Genomic DNA, 14,194 nt, shown 5'->3' with positions numbered 1-14,194 from the left:
GGTTCAATACATTTTGTGCGCCCCCCCCCCTGGGGGGGCCGGCCGCGGGGGCGGGCCCGGCGGGGCGCCCCCCGGGGGGGGGGGGGGGGCGCCCCCCCCCCCCCCCCCCCACGAGGCTGTTACGAAGAATTCTCACGCTCGAAAGTCTGGTGATCCACTGCGCCGGGCACAACCTTTTCCAGCTCCATCGAAACCTTCGCCAGACCACCGGTTCATTACGCGCGCGGGTTCGTCTCCCAGATTGGGCGCGCGAATGGGGCTTGGTCTCAACTGGTTGTTGCAAGTGCTGCGGTGTTGAGTGCTTGTGCTGGAGTGTGCCAGTCGAGAGTGGCTCGCGGGCGGGTGTTGAGGCGCCCAGCGATCGCGTCGCAGTCGCTTGGGCGAGGTGACGCAGGTCAGCGCCTTTAGGCCAGTACTGACGCAGCAGGCCGTTGGTGTTTTCGTTGCTCCCGTGCTGCCAGGGACTGTGGGGTCGCAGAAGTAGACCTGCAGGCCGGTGTCGAGGGTGAACTGGGCGTGCTGGGCCATTTCGTTGCCCTGATCCCCATGTCAGTGGCCGTTTCAGCGCCGCGGGCTGCCCCGCGATCATCCCGGCGAGGGTTCCCGCACTGGCAACGCGGCGTGAATCTCGGGCAGGGGCGCCAGCAGCACGAACCGGGTGGCTCGCTCCATCAGAGTGATCACCGCGCCCTGCCCGGCATCGCCCAGTAGCAGGTCGCCTTCTCACTGCCCGGGCAGGCCCGGTCCTCGGCCGCGGCGGGGCGGGCGCTGATAGGGACCATGCCGGCGAGCCGGCCTTTGCGGCGCCCGGCCGTGGTGGTGCGGGTCCGGCGCTGGGTGCGGCCGGTGCGCAGGTGTTCGGCCAGTTCGCGGCGTAGCTGGCCGCGGCCTTGACTGAATAAGGACTGGTAGATGGTTTCGTGGCTTACCTGCATCGCCTCGTCGTGAGGGACATTCTCGGCAGCATGCCGGTGATCAGTCCGCTTGCAGCAGGCCGGTGACCACTGTTGCCAGGGCTCCGGTCAGCTTGTGTGGTTTGGGTCGGGCTGCCCGCTGACGGGCCAGTCGCTGGGCGCGGGCGGCGGGGCCGGCCCATCATGGTTGTTCCGGGTCGTGAGGATCGGGGGTCGCCACCGCGGCGGGCTTCGCGGCCCAGTGTGGCGGGGGTGACCTGCCGAGGACGGCCGCGATCGCGGTCTGGGTCAGTCCGGCGTCCAGGACGTGCTGGATTTTCTGTCGTTCCTCCGGTGGGAGAAGTGTTCCTGCCACGGTGACAGCCCATCAGTTGCCGCCCATTGCAACAACCACTGGAGACCAAGTCCCCTTTGAGCACGCGGAAGTGGGAAATTTCCCGAGTGGAGGCGGGTCACTCAAGCTGCAGGTCAGTGGCGAACTTCAGTGTGGGGTTGTAGATCAACTCGGTCCTCGGACACTGCCCATAACCCCAACCGTACGGATCGAGACTTGTCTCGATCCGTTTTGTCGTCTACCGGGTGGTCGGTCACGTACTGCTGGAGCTGCTGGTAGAACTTCGCTTTGCGTTCGGTGTCGGCAATGGCCAGCACCTTCCGGATGTCTCCGAGCCGCTCGATAAGGTCGGCGATCTGGTCCTTGCTCAGCCGCTGCTGCTGGGGCCGCGCGACGATGCGCGCCTTGACTTCGGCGCGGCGGGCTTGGGTTTCGGCGATCCACTCGGCGACCAGAGCCGCGTCGGCGCCGGCTTCGAGTGCTGCGCGGTGGCGTCCGAGAGCTCGGTCGCATTCCTCGATCGTGTCGGCGAGTCGGTGCGGCGCGAAGCAGGTGTTGAGCCAGCTGTCGAGCTGTCCCATGAGGTCTCCCTCGACGAGATAGACGTTGCGGGGTGTTCGGTCTTGTTGGCCAGCCCGTACTCGTTGGGATAGCGGCAGCGGTAGAACAACTGCTCACGGCTTTTCTGGCCTTGCATGCGGCGGCCGCAGATCCCGCAGTGCAGCAGGCCGCGCAGGACGTAGCGGTGCTGGGTGCGGTTGCGTTCGCGGGTCTTGCGGCCTACCCCCTTGGCTGCGGCGATCTCCTGGGCGCGCTGGAAGGTCGCGACGTCGATGATCGGCTCGCGGACGATCTGCTCGGAGAAGATCCACTTGTCGCGGGTGTTCCAGCGCAGCTTGGTTTCGTGGCCGAGCCCGACGTCTTCGACGTCGATGAGGACTTCGTCTTTGCGCTGCTTGTTCCAGACCTGGCGGCCGGTGTATCGGGGGTTGGTGAGGATGACGGCGACCGCGCCTTTGGCCCAGGCGATGCCGGTGCGGTGGCGGTTGCGGGTGGGGTCGTTGCTTGAGGGGGAGAGTATGCCGTCGCAGGTGAGGGCCTCGGCGATGGCGAATTTCCCTCGGCCGGCGATGTACTCGGCGTAGATGCGCTGCACCACTGGTGCGGTGGCGGGGTCGGGTTCGGGCCGATGCAACCGTTTGCCTTCAGCGGCTTGGCCGGGTTGGGGCGCGGTCCGCCGTCGGCGAGCTGGTAGCCGTAGGGGGTCGGCCGCCAAGGTAGCGGCCTTCGACGGAGGCTTGGGCGGCCATGGCGGCGCGGACGCGGATCTTGATGCGGTTTTATTCGCCTTTACTCATGCCGCCGAAGACGGACATGACGAGATCGTGGGCTTCGGACTCCGGCTCGATCGCGCCGCCGACCTCGGGCACCCACAGTCCGACGCTGTAGTGGACGAACAACGTGAAGGTCAGGCCGTACTGGTTGCGAGACCTGACACAACCACTCGTTGATCGGCGAGACTACGATGTCCTCGCGCAGATTCACCGCCTTCGGGTGATCGGCTAGCGCCGCCGATCCTGGCGCCATCGTCCGCGCGACGCACCGGTAGTAGACGCTTTTCCGGATCGCCGCACCCTGCATCTTCCTGGTGCGGATCTCGCACCCCACCAGGCCCTCTGACAGGTAAGTGTGCTTGATGGCTGCCCGATTCCGCTCGAGCTTGGCAATGCCGGGCAGTCCGCCGGCCGCGCGGGACCGGCGCATCAACTGCGTCCTGCGTGAACGCCTCGATAGAAACAATCGCCGCGACCGAACAACGCGATCCGGCGCTGCCCGGTTGAACCGCACGACGTGGCCGGCGCCGACGTCATCCGAGTTCAGCAGCGTTTCATGGTTGGTCCAACGCCCGTTGCCGCGCCGGCACGGAAGGGCAGCCGCCGGGGTTGCTACCCGGTCCGCTCACCCGGGAAACGGCCGTGCCGGGGATCCGTCGGCGGTGACTACGAGCACTGCCTGGTCGTCCGGGGCGGCGCCGGGCAGGGCGAACTTGCTTACCGCTTCGGTGATTGCAGTGAGCACGGCCCACGCGCCCGGGTTCTCCGGTGCCGCGGCGACGGCCTCGGCCAGGCGTTGCTCGCCGAACTCCTCGCGGGTGGTGTTGCGGGCTTCGAGGATGCCGTCGGTCAGCATGATGAGGCTTTCGCCTGGCTTGAGGAGGAATCGGCGGGCCTGCAGCCGTGGTTCGGGGATCATTCCGAGCAGGCAGCCTGGGATGTGCAGCTCGTGCACCTGGTGGGTGTCGTCGAGCAGCAGGGGGTGGTTGTGCCCCGCGCGGACGAGGGTGATCTCGAGCCCGGCCGCCGTCGGGGTGAGGTGTCCGTGGATGAGGGTCACGAAGTCCGAACCGTGGGCGTGCGGGCGGTTGCCCAGCGCAGTGTCGATGGCCCGGACGATGGCTACCGGGTCGCGCAGCAGTGGGGCGACCGCGCGGGCGGTGTGCCGGACCAGCGCCGTCGTGGTGGCGGCGGCGGGACCGCGGCCGCAGACGTCGCCGAGCAGGAACGCCCAGGTTGTTTCGTCCAGGGGGAACACGTCGTAGAAGTCGCCGCCGATTTCGAGGCCTTCGCCCGCCGGGTGGTAGAAGGTGGCGAGGTCGGCGCCGGGGATTTCGGGCGGGTCGGGCATGAGCAGGCCGGCCTGCAGGTCGCGTGCGAGCGTCACGCGCTGCTGGTACTGCCGTGCGTTGCGGGCCGCCGAGGCGCCGCGCCGGGCGACTTCTTCGGCCAGGGACACGGCGCGCTCGTCGAAGGGCGATCCGTCCGTCCGGAAGAGGGTGACGGCCCCGAAGGTCTGGTTGCGTTCGGTCAGCGGCACGCACAGGTGCGCGGTGACGCCCAGCCGCGCCCAGGTGTCCCCGTCGCCCGGCGGCGCGGGGACGATCTCGGTCCGGCCGGAGACCAGCACGTCCTCGACGGTCGCCACCGGTGCTTCGGCGAGCAGCGCGGCGTGGCGCGGGGTGTCGGCCGCGCACGCCACGCGCCGCAGGCGGCCGTCCTCGACGATGTCGACCGTGCAGAGCGGGGCGACGACCGGGGCCAGCAGGTCGGCCAGGCCCTGCAGCGTCTGCACGTGGTCGAGCTGGTCGGCCAGCACGGTGCTGGCCTTGAGCAGGAACGCGAGGTCGTTGCGGGCCACCTGCTCCTTGGCCTCGGCGGCCTGGCGGGCCTGTTCGATCTGGTGGCGTTCGATCGCCAGTGCGGCGGTGTCGGTGAACAGCCGCGCGAGGGCGAGGTCGGCGTCCTGGGGGGAGCGGGGCGCGCGGTGGTACATCGCGAAGGTGCCCAGCAGCCGGCCGTCACGGGCGAGGATCGGGGTCGACCAGCAGGCCGCGAGCCCGGCCCGGGTGGCGAGGTCGCGGAAATCGGCCCAGAAGGGATCGTGGCCGATGTCGGTCACGATCACCGGGCTGCGCCGGTGCGCGGCCGTGCCGCACGAGCCGACCCCCTCGCCGGTGGCGATCCCGTCGATGGCCTCGTTGTAGAAAGCGGGCAGGCTCGGCGCGGCGCCGTGGCGCAGGTGCCGGCCGTCCGCGTCGGCCAGCAGCACGGAGACCAGGACGTCGGGGCTCAGGTCTTCGATCGCGCGGGCCATGCCGTCGAGCACCTGCTCCAGGGGAGCTTCGCGGGCGATCTGCTCGAGCAGGACCCGGTGCTCGGCGGTGAGCCGCTGGGCCTGCTTGACCTGCGTGGTTTCGACGCCGAGCACGCGCACGCCGAGCACGTCGCCGCTGCCGTCACGCCGTGGTTCGTAGGTGAAGTCGAAGAACGCTTCGCGGGCGTCGGCCCCTTCGCCGAGCAGCACACGCGCGTCGCGGCCGACGAAGGTCTCGCCGGTCCGGTAGACGTGGTCGAGGTGCCCGAGGAAGCCTTGGCGGGCCAGCTCGGGCATCAGCCGGCCCAGCGCGGTCCCCGGCGGTGTGCCGGCGCTGCGCCCGATGGCGGCGAAGAAGGCGGCGTTGGCCACTTCGAGCTGGTGTTCGGGGCCGTGCAGGGACGCGAAGACGGCGGTGGAGTGTCCGAAGAGGGTGCGGAGATCGGCGTCCGCGTCATCGGTCGGGGTCATCGGCCTGCTTCCGTCCGGGGGCCACGGTCGTGCGCGCTCGACTGCGTGCCTGACGGAAACCTGTGGGCTCAAGCTTCACCGGCGACCGGGCCACGGGTGAGGACCCGGATCGCCCGTCGGCTGAGCGTACCCGCCGCGCCACCGCCCTGCGGCGTGAGCGGACAACCCGGCGCACGGCCACCCGGCGGCCGCTGGGCATCGCTGGTGCGAACGGGCTCTTCCGGCGGTCCTTCCGCGCAGTTCCGCTGTTGTTCACCCCCGATTGGCCCGGCGGACTCGCTAAGGTCACCCTGGTGGGGGGATCGACGGCACCCGGTCACGAGCAGTCGCCGGCAGCACCCGCTGTGCGCGACGTCGCCGCGGTGGGCGCCGGTGGTTCCGGCGGTGATCGAGCGAACCGTGAGAAGGATCGGATGCCATGGCGAACCCGCTGGTAGCTCAGCGCGAAGACTCCACCACGGCCGTTTCCGGGGTGCCGCTGCTGGAGTCCGCGAACGACCTCAAAGAGGGCATCGAGAAGGGCGACTGGGCCTCGGTGGCGATGGGCGCCGTCGGGGTCGCGCTCGACACGCTGTCCATGGCCCTGGACCCCTTCGGGGCGATCCTGGCGGCCGGGGTCGGGTGGCTGCTGGAGCACGTCGGGCCGCTTTCCGCGGCGCTCGACGCCCTGACCGGGGACGCCGACGAGATCAAGGCCCAGTCCCAGACGTGGGCCAACGTCGCCAAGGAGCTCGGGGCCGTCGGCCAGGACCTGGGCGACATGGTCAAGGCCGACCTGCAGTCGTGGAGCGGGAACGCCGCCGACCAGTACCGCCGGCGGGCCACCGACACCGTCGACATCCTCACCGCCGCCCAGAAGGGCTGCGAAGGCGCCTCCAGCGGGGTCAAGACGGCCGGTGAGGTCGTCGCCGCCGTGCGGATGCTCGTCCGCGACATCATCGCCGAGCTCGTCGGCCACCTGATCAGCTGGGCCCTGCAGGTCGTGTTCACCCTCGGCATCGGCCTGACCTGGGTGGTGCCGCAGGTCGTGGCCGCGGTCGCCAAGACCGCCTCGAAGATCGCCGACCTCACCAAGCGGCTGGTCAAGGCGCTCAAGGCCCTCGTCCCGCTGCTCAAGAAGGCCGGGACGCTGTTCGACGACGCCGCCAAGGCGCTGCGCAAGATCAAGCCCGGCAAGGCGGACGTCCCGAAGGCTCCCAAGGACATCAAGGGCGGCGGCAAGAAGGGGGACGGCGGGCCCGAGCCCAAGAAGGACAAACCCCACGACGACAGCACGTCGGCGTCGAGCGCGGGCCACGGCGACGGCGCCAAAGGCGGCGGCGACGGTCACAAGGGCGGTGACAACGGCCCCGACAAGAACGGCCCCAAGAACGACGGCGACCAGACGAACAGCAGCGGCGCCGGAAGCGGCGGCGGCAAGCCGGGCAAGGGCGGCCGCAACGACACCGCGAAGAAGGACAAGGCCGACCGTTCGACGCCCGACGACTCGAAGAACTACTGCGGTGACCCGATCGACGTCGCGACGGGCGAGGTCGTGATGACCCAGGTCGACGTCACCCTGCCCGGCGAAGCCGCGGACCTGGAAATCTCCCGGACGCACCTGTCGGCCTACCGGGCCGGGCGGTGGTTCGGTCCGTCGTGGACGTCCACTTGGGACCAGCGGCTGGAGTTCGACGCGAACCGGGTCCGGTTCCACGCCGAGGACGGCATGGTGCTGGACTTCCCCGTCCCGGGCGACGAGCCCGTGCTGCCGGCCCAGGGGCCGCGGTACCGGCTGCGCCGCGTGCCGGGAGGTTTCCGGCTCGCGGCCGGTGATCGTGAACTGCAGTTCTCCGGCACCGGCGGCGTGCTGCCGGTCACGGCCATCGAGCAGGGCGGCGAGCGCACCGAAATCGACTACGCCGCCGACGGTTCGCCCACCCGGCTTCGCCGGCCAGGGGGCGTCGAGCTGCTGGTCAGCACCGCGCGGGGGCGGATCGTCGCGCTGGGGGCGCCGGGGCAGCCGCCGGTGGTGCGGTTCTCGTACAACCGGCACACCCAGCTGAGCGCGGTGACGGACTTCGCGGGCCGCTCGATGGCGCTCGACTACGACTTCGACCACCGGCTCGTCGGCTGGCAGGACCGGGTCGGCACCTGGTACCGCTACGTCTACGACAATGCGGGCCGCTGCGTGCGTGCGGTGGGCGCGAACGGCTTCTACAACGCGGCCTTCACCTACGAACCCGGCGCGACCCGGCACACCGACGCCCTCGGCCACACCTGGACCTACCGCCTGAACGCGGCCGGTCAGCTGATCGAGCGCGTCGACCCGCTCGGCGGCTCCCGGCGCTACGACTGGAACCGGCGGGACGAACTGCTGTCCCAAGTGGACGAACTGGGCCGCGAAACCCGGTACGAGTACGACGACAACGGGCTGGTGGCCGTCCACCGACCCGGCGCGCCCGAGGTGCGGCTGACCCCGGGCGAAGACGGCGCAGTGTGGCTCCAGGCCGGGGAAAGCGACGAGGAGATCGAGCGCCTGGTGTTCGACTTCGACCCGGCCACCACGCTGCTCGGCAACGGGCTGCCGGTGGATGTCCTGGAGCCGGCCGACCCGTTCGAGGACGCTCCGGTGACCGACCGGGCGGCCCGTCCCGGCGACCGCGACGTGTACGGCCGCCCGCGCCTCGCGCACACCGCGTCCGGCGCGGCCGCGCGGCTCGGCTGGACCGCCGACGGCCGTCGCGCCTGGCGGCTCGGCCCGCAGGGTGGCCGCGAGACGTGGGTGCACGACGCGGAAGGCAACGTCGTCGAATACCGCGACGCGGCCGGTGCCGCGCGGCGCCGCAAGCACGGCCCGTTCGGCCTGGTGCTGGAGGAGACCGACGCCGCGGGCGGGCGCACGGTGTTCACCTACGACGGCGAGCTGCGGCTCACGTCGGTGACCAACCCGGCTGGCCTGACCTGGCACTACGTCTTCGACGCCGCCGGACGGCTCGTCGAGGAGACCGACTTCGACGAGCGGCGGACCACCTACACCCACGACGCGGCGGGCCGGCTGCGGCGCATGTCCACCGGCGCCGACCGGGTGGTCGAGTACGACTACGACCTCGAGGGCAACGTCGTGGCGCGGCGGACCCCCGACGACGTCACGAGCTATGGCTACGACGCGCTCGGCCGGCTGGTCGTCGCCGAGAACGCCGAGTCGCGGGTGGAGATCCGCCGCGACGGCGGCGACCGGGTCGTCGCCGACACGATCAACGGGCTCGGCGTGTGCTGGCGCGACGAAGGCGACGCCGTCGTCCGGCGGACTTCGTCCGGTGTGGACAGTGAGTGGCGGTTCACCGGTTCGGGACAGCCGCGATCGCTGCGGATCGCCGGCCACGACGTCGAATTCGGCTACGACGACGCCCAGCGGGAGGTCGTCCGCAGCGTCGACGGCGAGGTGGTGCTCCGGCGGCGGTTCGACGAGGAGGACCGGCTCGCCGAGGAGGACGTCGCCGGGGTCGGGCGGCGGACCTACCGCTACCGCCCGGACGGCAGGCTCGCGGGCGTCGACGACGCGATCCGGCCGTGGCAGCTCTCCTACGACGCGGCCGGCCGGGTCAGCGAGGCCCACGGGCCGGACGCAGCGGAACGGTTCACCCGTGACGTCGCCGGCAACATCACCACGGCGACGGCCCCGTCGCCCCCGGGCCCGCGCGGCTACGAGCGCAACCGGCTCGCCGGCATCGGCGACATCCGCTTCGGCGGCGACGCCCACGGCCGCGTCACCGGCTGGCGCCACGGCGACCGGGCGTGCAGCTACACGTGGGACCACCTCGACCGGCTGCGCTCCGCGCGCACGCCCGACGGCGCGCTCTGGACCTACCACTACGACCCGATCGGACGGCGGTTCGCCAAGCGCTGCTGGCTGAGCGGCCCGGACGGTGAGCCCGAGCTCGCCCTGGACGTGCGGTTCCTGTGGAGCGAGCTGAACCTCGTCGAGCAGGTGGAGTACCGCCCGGCGGACGGGTCCTACCGCTTCCTGACGTGGGAGCGCTTCGGCGACGATCGTCCCGTCGTGCAGGTCGAGCACACCGGCGTCGTCGAGGAGGCCCGGTTCCGGGTGGTGATCACCTCGCCCGCGGGGACGCCGACCGAGCTGCTCGACGAGCGCGGGACGCTGGTCTGGCAGGACCGCAGCAGTTTCTGGGGCGTGCCGGCGGCCGGCGCCGACGTCGCGGCGATGCCGCTGGCGTTCCCCGGGCAGACCCGCGACGAAGAGACCGGCTTGCACTACAACGTCTTCCGGTACTACGACCCGCGGACCACGCGCTACCTCAGCCAGGACCCGCTGGGCCTCGCGGCGGCGCCCAACCCGGTCGGCTACGTCGACCAGCCGCTGCTCGAGAGCGACCCGCTCGGCCTCGCTCCCCAGCGGTGTTTCAAGGGCCGGATGAAGGACCGCGCTAAGCGGCTGCGCGACCGGAACAAGAAGAAGCAGCTGACCCAGCCGACGCGGCGGAGCCCGCGGCACCCCATCCGCGTCGACAACATGACCAAGGAAGAGTTCGAGAAGTTCAAGCCGGAACTCGACAAGATCCTCAAGGCCGACAAGACCTTCTTCTGGTCCGGTGGTCACAAGCAGCGGGTGCCCGGGAAGATGAAGAACCCGGACACGGACCCCTACCTCGGGTCGCTCGAGGACAAGGCCACCGAGATCGCGAAGAAGCACGGCGGCAACACCCTCGAAGGCACCCTCAAGGACAACAACATCAAGATGCCCGGCTGGATCAAGGACCCCAAGGACCCGAGGGCGCCGCTGGTCCAGGAGAAGTGGGACTACGTGTCCGACACCTTCGCCAAGAACGCCCAGGCCGGCAAGACGCACGTGGTCTTCCCCAGCTACCCGGGCAAGGGCCACGACATCTACCCGCACCGGCGCGACAACAACGTGTTCGACCTGACCGAGTACCCGCGCCTCAAGCAGGACGGCAAGGGGGACATCACCAAGTTCCACGACCGGACCGACTACGAGCGCCCGTACCGCGCGCCGAAGTAGCAGGTCCGGCGCTTTCTCGCTCGGATGATGGAACCCGCCGTTCTCACGAGTCGTGCGACAGATATTCGGTCCAGCCGCGCGCGGCCCGCAGCAACCCGTCGGGGGAAACGTCGTCGAAGTTGCGCAGCTTCAGGAAGTGCTGCGTGATCGTCAGGCCGAGGATGCCGCTCACGGTGATCAGGGCGCGCAGGTGGGCATCGTCGCCCTCCAGGGACCGGGCCAGGTTGTCGACGCGTTCGTCGAGGTAGGACCGCATCGTGTCGGCGGCTTCCGGCACCGTGAGCATGGACCGGACGAGCGCGCTCGTCTCCGGGGGCAGTTCGCGCAGCCGGTTGGCGAGCACCTCCAGCAGGTGCTCGGCGGCGCTCCCGGCGTCATTACCGGGCAGTTGGACGGCGGCGGTGAACAGGGCCGCCTTCGAGCCGTAGTGCTGCATCACCAGCGAGGCGTCCACGCCCGCCGCGCCGGCGATGCCCCGGATCGTCGCGCCCTCGAAGCCGCGGGTCGCGAATTCCTGCCGCGCGGCCTCGAGGATCCGCTGTGCGGTACGGGCGTGCTTGGCGTCGCGAGACGTCTCGGTCATGAATTCACTCTACAGCCGTTGAGCGATTCGGGTACGGTCTCACACTGGAACCTGCCCGAGCTCACCGCGGCGGTGAAGGCACTCCCGGCCGACCGGGATGACGCGAGCGTCGTGCTCGACGAGCTGGGCGACAACCTCGAACGCCTCGACGACATCGGCGACGCCCGCATCGCGGCGATGGACGCCCAGGGCGTCGACCTGCAGATCCTCTCGCTGGCGCCACCCGGGACACACCCGCTGGAGCCGGCGGACGCGCGGGCGCTGAGCAGGCGGGCCAACGACGTCGCCGCCGAGGCGGTCCGCAGGCACCCCACGCGGTTGCGGGCCTTTTCCACCCTCGGCCTGCAACTCGTGCTCGGCCACTGGGGCGAGCTGGTGTTGTTCTGGACCGACCGCGGCGATCGCCTTTCGGGCGTCGCGGTTCACCGCGGACAACGCCTGCGCGCTTTTCGGTATCGACCTCGCGTTGCCGGAGAAACAGAAATGACTCCTCGCCGGGCCGCGTGAAGCCGGTGACAGTCTGGCGGCGGGCTCGGAACGCGACGACCGCGCTCACCGAAGACGACTGCTCGGCACAGCACGGATTCAGCGGGCATTCCGCTCGGGCGTGTCCCCGCGCAGGGCGGCGGCCAGCCATTCCTGGACCGCCGCCGTCCGGTCCGGATCCGGTGTGGGTGCCCCGTTGACGGTGGCTACCAGCGTGCCGTATCTGCGGAGCAGGTTCGTCCCGGTCAACCGGGCCCGCGTCCTCGCTGCTCGGTGCCGGTCGAAGTCCACCATGCTGCGTCGCGCCTTGTCGAGGTCGCGCTCGCCGGTCATGGCGGCGGAGAAGTCGGCGGTGTCGGCGGCCATGCGCTCGGCGATGTCCCGGGCCTGCGGGGAGTCCGCGGGCACCCCGGCCTCGTACGCCGCCCGCGCCTCCTGCAGAAGCGCGAACCGCCGTTCGGCGCGGGCCGTCATCTCCGGCGTGGTCATCAGCTTGCCCTTCTCGGTGCCGAACGTGCGGTGGAGGCTGTCCCGCAGCGCCGTGCGGAACTGCTCGTCCTGCACCAGCTCGGCCAGCTCGATCCAGGCCTCGAGCTGCTCGGTGGTGGGCTCCTCGGGCAGGGTGGGCCGCCGGTCGTGCAGCCTCCGGACGTAGCCGGGGTGCACGTCCAGCCCGTCGGTGACGAAGTCCCAGAACTCGGTGATGAGCCGGTCGCGGTCGTCGTCGGACATCGACACGAGCTTGTGCATCAGGCTCACCTGTTCGGTCGTGGTGTGCTGCCGCACGATGGTGCGCAGCACGGCCCGGCGGGCCCGGAACTGCCGCAACTGGTCCTCGACCAGCCGCAGGTGCGTGACGGCCAGCTCGGTCAGGGAGGTCTCGGCGGCCAGCACCCGGCGGATGTCGCCCAGGCCGGCGCCCAGGTCACGGAGGGTGCGCACGAGTTCGAGACGGGCGATGGCGTGCACGTCGTACTGCCGGAAGCCGCCCTCGGTGTGGCTGGTGGGGGACACGACACCCTCGTCGGCGTAGAACCTGATCGCGCTCACGCTCAGCCCGGTGCGGCGGGCGACGTCGCCGATGGAGTAGAGCTCGTTCACACCGGCCACTATGGGATCTCAAGGGGGTCGAGAGTCAAGGGGCGACGGCGGCATCGCCGGCGTTGACATCGCGGTGAAGCGGGCCCGTAAACTCACGCCATGGCCGAATCGACCTCCGTGTCCGCCGGGCAGGTCGTGGTGCTGGTCGACCGCTGGCCCGATCCGGCGCCGCCCGCCGAGTTACCGGTCCGTGGCCCGCTGCGAACGAGCAGCCGCGCCGTGCTCCTGGTGCTCCTCGTCCTCTGCGCGGCGGTGGGCGTGGAGGCAATCGTCCTGCTGTGGACGGAGCCGACCCCCGGCTGGTGGTTCTCCCTCCTCTTCACCCTCCTGTTCACGGCCCTCGTCGTCGTGCTGTGGATCGCGTACTTCACCGCGATCGCCCGGAGCGCCGAGCGCATGCGCGCCCGCTCTCGCTGGGCGGAAGCGGCGGGAAGTGTCGAGTTGCTCGACGGCACCGTCTCCGCCCGCACGGTCTCGACCATCGAGGACGGCGGTGTCGACAGCTTCGTGCTCGTGGTCGACACCGCGAAGGGACGGGTAGGCGCGACGTGGGAGCGCCCGACCTCGCGATCGCGGATGCTCCCCCCTACGCAGGTGCCGGTGATCGGCGCGCGTGCGCGGGTCTGGCGGCTGCGCGACGCGGGCGGCGACGCGCCGGTCGTAATCGAGGTCTGCTATCCCTCGCTCGAAGAACAACGGCAATAGCCTGCCACCCGCGGTGCGGTGGCACGGCCCGGTCGCCGGCCCGAGGATTGGACGCAATGGGACGCTCGTCGGTGTTCACCTTCCAGTACATCGCCATCGACACGGAAGCCGGTGTCACGCCGGAGGAGTTCGAGACCTTCGTGCGTGGTGAAGGCGTTCACCTGCCCTTGTACCCGGGGTGGCGGTGGACTCTGCTGCGCGGGTTGCGCGGCGAGCGGGCCGGGCAGTACCTGATGTTGTACGAGATCGAGAGCTCCGAGCAGCGCGATCGGTACGTCACGGCCCGGGGTGAGCAAACCGAACCGGCCCGGGAGTTCTGGGCGCGGCACCCGGAGGCGGAGGCGGTGCTGGCGCGGTGGCGGCGGCTGGGCACCTTCGGCGAGCTGCCGACGTTGTTCACCGATTACCGGCTGCTGGCCGACAATCCGCGGAGCACGGTCACGCCCGGCCCCCGCTACCGCGACCGCCCGGGGGAGGAGCCCGTCGCCCGGGTTGTCGGGATCCACAACCTGGCGTTGCGCGCCGGGGTGACCGAGGAGGTGTTCGACCGGTTCATCGCCGAGAACCACCACCGGATCGACGACTACCCGGACTGGCGGTTCCACGTGCTCAAGGGCGAGCGGGGCAACCGCCTCGACCAGTACGTGATGATGATGGAGATCGCGAGCCTGGACGCGCTGGACGTCTTCTACCCCGAGCCCGACATCGCCACCGGCGAGGCCGCGGAGTTCGCGGCCGCCCACCGGGACACCAAGCAGATGTACGAGGAGTGGAAGCAGCTGGCCTCGTTCTCGGGCTCGCCGCAGATCTACACGGACTACCTCGCCGTCGCGGAGAACCCGGCGTAAGTCCGCACGCCCGGGATCAGGTGGTGGGCCAGTCGCGCGTCGCGGTGGTTATTTCGGCGCGGGCGACGTCCCGGATGC

The 14,194-nt window shown here is 70.5% G+C and carries 10 protein-coding genes; 4 read left to right on the top strand and 6 right to left on the bottom strand.

Annotated features, from left to right (window positions below; translation table 11 throughout):
- Positions 1 to 680: 680 nt before the first annotated feature.
- From ABZW17_RS43960 to ABZW17_RS43945, 4 genes are all read right to left on the bottom strand, one after another.
- The gene (locus tag ABZW17_RS43960; RefSeq protein WP_354828084.1) at positions 681 to 935 is read right to left on the bottom strand and encodes a hypothetical protein; all 255 of its coding nucleotides are present in this window, start codon (positions 933 to 935) and stop codon (positions 681 to 683) included.
- Positions 936 to 1,095: 160 nt separating this feature from the next.
- Positions 1,096 to 1,269, bottom strand: coding sequence for a helix-turn-helix domain-containing protein (locus tag ABZW17_RS43955; RefSeq protein WP_354828081.1), 174 nt, complete (start codon positions 1,267 to 1,269; stop codon positions 1,096 to 1,098).
- Between the two features lie 346 nt (positions 1,270 to 1,615).
- The gene (locus tag ABZW17_RS43950; protein WP_354828078.1) at positions 1,616 to 2,404 is read right to left on the bottom strand and encodes a recombinase family protein; all 789 of its coding nucleotides are present in this window, start codon (positions 2,402 to 2,404) and stop codon (positions 1,616 to 1,618) included.
- 803 nt (positions 2,405 to 3,207) lie between these two features.
- Complete coding sequence (locus ABZW17_RS43945) at positions 3,208 to 5,370, bottom strand: SpoIIE family protein phosphatase (RefSeq protein ID WP_354828075.1); 2,163 nt, start codon at positions 5,368 to 5,370, stop codon at positions 3,208 to 3,210.
- A 418-nt stretch (positions 5,371 to 5,788) separates the two neighbouring features.
- Here ABZW17_RS43945 and ABZW17_RS43940 point away from each other — a divergent pair, with 418 nt between their 5' ends.
- Complete coding sequence (locus ABZW17_RS43940) at positions 5,789 to 10,393, top strand: DUF6531 domain-containing protein (protein ID WP_354828072.1); 4,605 nt, start codon at positions 5,789 to 5,791, stop codon at positions 10,391 to 10,393.
- 43 nt (positions 10,394 to 10,436) lie between these two features.
- On the opposite strand, the gene ABZW17_RS43935 is transcribed toward ABZW17_RS43940, so the two are convergent.
- The gene (locus tag ABZW17_RS43935) at positions 10,437 to 10,976 is read right to left on the bottom strand and encodes a TetR family transcriptional regulator (RefSeq protein WP_354828069.1); all 540 of its coding nucleotides are present in this window, start codon (positions 10,974 to 10,976) and stop codon (positions 10,437 to 10,439) included.
- Between the two features lie 18 nt (positions 10,977 to 10,994).
- Between ABZW17_RS43935 and ABZW17_RS43930 the strand changes: the two genes are divergently transcribed.
- The gene (locus ABZW17_RS43930; protein ID WP_354828066.1) at positions 10,995 to 11,483 is read left to right on the top strand and encodes a hypothetical protein; all 489 of its coding nucleotides are present in this window, start codon (positions 10,995 to 10,997) and stop codon (positions 11,481 to 11,483) included.
- Positions 11,484 to 11,561: 78 nt separating this feature from the next.
- On the opposite strand, the gene ABZW17_RS43925 is transcribed toward ABZW17_RS43930, so the two are convergent.
- Positions 11,562 to 12,563, bottom strand: a complete 1,002-nt coding sequence (locus ABZW17_RS43925) for a MerR family transcriptional regulator (protein WP_354828064.1) — start codon at positions 12,561 to 12,563, stop codon at positions 11,562 to 11,564.
- A gap of 99 nt (positions 12,564 to 12,662) precedes the next feature.
- On the opposite strand from ABZW17_RS43925, the gene ABZW17_RS43920 reads away from it, so the two are divergent.
- A complete protein-coding gene (locus tag ABZW17_RS43920) occupies positions 12,663 to 13,268 on the top strand; it encodes a hypothetical protein (protein ID WP_354828061.1) in 606 nt (201 codons plus the stop codon).
- Positions 13,269 to 13,324: 56 nt separating this feature from the next.
- On the top strand, positions 13,325 to 14,116 hold the full coding sequence (locus ABZW17_RS43915) for a hypothetical protein (RefSeq protein WP_354828058.1): 792 nt from the start codon (positions 13,325 to 13,327) through the stop codon (positions 14,114 to 14,116).
- The last annotated feature ends 78 nt before the right edge of the window (positions 14,117 to 14,194 follow it).

The organism is Amycolatopsis sp. NPDC004625, from assembly GCF_040609695.1.
Taxonomy (GTDB): Bacteria; Actinomycetota; Actinomycetes; order Mycobacteriales; family Pseudonocardiaceae; genus Amycolatopsis.
This window is presented reverse-complemented; position numbering and strand designations above follow the sequence as displayed.

Excerpts from the sequence above, each read along its gene's own strand:
- ABZW17_RS43920 (WP_354828061.1), top strand. The coding sequence starts at position 12,663 with ATGGCCGAATCGACCTCCGTGTCCGCCGGGCAGGTCGTGGTGCTGGTC.
- ABZW17_RS43945 (WP_354828075.1), bottom strand. The coding sequence starts at position 5,370 with ATGACCCCGACCGATGACGCGGACGCCGATCTCCGCACCCTCTTCGGA.
- ABZW17_RS43935 (WP_354828069.1), bottom strand. The coding sequence starts at position 10,976 with ATGACCGAGACGTCTCGCGACGCCAAGCACGCCCGTACCGCACAGCGG.
- ABZW17_RS43940 (WP_354828072.1), top strand. The coding sequence starts at position 5,789 with ATGGCGAACCCGCTGGTAGCTCAGCGCGAAGACTCCACCACGGCCGTT.
- ABZW17_RS43915 (WP_354828058.1), top strand. The coding sequence starts at position 13,325 with ATGGGACGCTCGTCGGTGTTCACCTTCCAGTACATCGCCATCGACACG.
- ABZW17_RS43960 (WP_354828084.1), bottom strand. The coding sequence starts at position 935 with ATGCAGGTAAGCCACGAAACCATCTACCAGTCCTTATTCAGTCAAGGC.